The 373-nt window shown below is 52.8% G+C and carries 1 tRNA gene and 2 rRNA genes; all 3 read left to right on the top strand.

From position 1 onward, the window contains the following. Nucleotides 1-110: ribosomal RNA gene (gene rrf / locus Xvie_RS20600) — 5S ribosomal RNA — on the top strand; the annotation flags it as partial. 52 nt (nt 111-162) lie between these two features. Continuing rightward, nucleotides 163-238, top strand: a tRNA-Thr gene (locus tag Xvie_RS20595). Nucleotides 239-272: 34 nt separating this feature from the next. Then, nucleotides 273-373 (top strand): 5S ribosomal RNA (gene rrf, locus Xvie_RS20590); the annotation flags it as partial.

Raw genomic sequence — 373 nt, 5'->3', positions numbered from 1 at the left:
GGCAATAGCGCGGTGGTCCCACCTGACCCCATGCCGAACTCAGCAGTGAAACGCCGTAGCGCCGATGGTAGTGTGGGGTCTCCCCATGTGAGAGTAGGGCACTGCCAGACATTCAATTTACAAGTGTTACCCATTTGGTGACACTTTTTATTTTCAGCATTTGCTGATATGGCTCAGTTGGTAGAGCACACCCTTGGTAAGGGTGAGGTCCCCAGTTCGAATCTGGGTATCAGCACCATGAATAATTTGTTCGGCAAATAAAACAGAATTTGCTTGGCGGCAATAGCGCGGTGGTCCCACCTGACCCCATGCCGAACTCAGCAGTGAAACGCCGTAGCGCCGATGGTAGTGTGGGGTCTCCCCATGTGAGAGT

The sequence above is a fragment of the Xenorhabdus vietnamensis genome (assembly GCF_002127535.1).
Classification (GTDB): domain Bacteria; phylum Pseudomonadota; class Gammaproteobacteria; order Enterobacterales; family Enterobacteriaceae; genus Xenorhabdus; species Xenorhabdus vietnamensis.
Note: the sequence above shows the minus strand (reverse complement) of the source record. Positions and strands in the feature narration are given on the sequence as shown.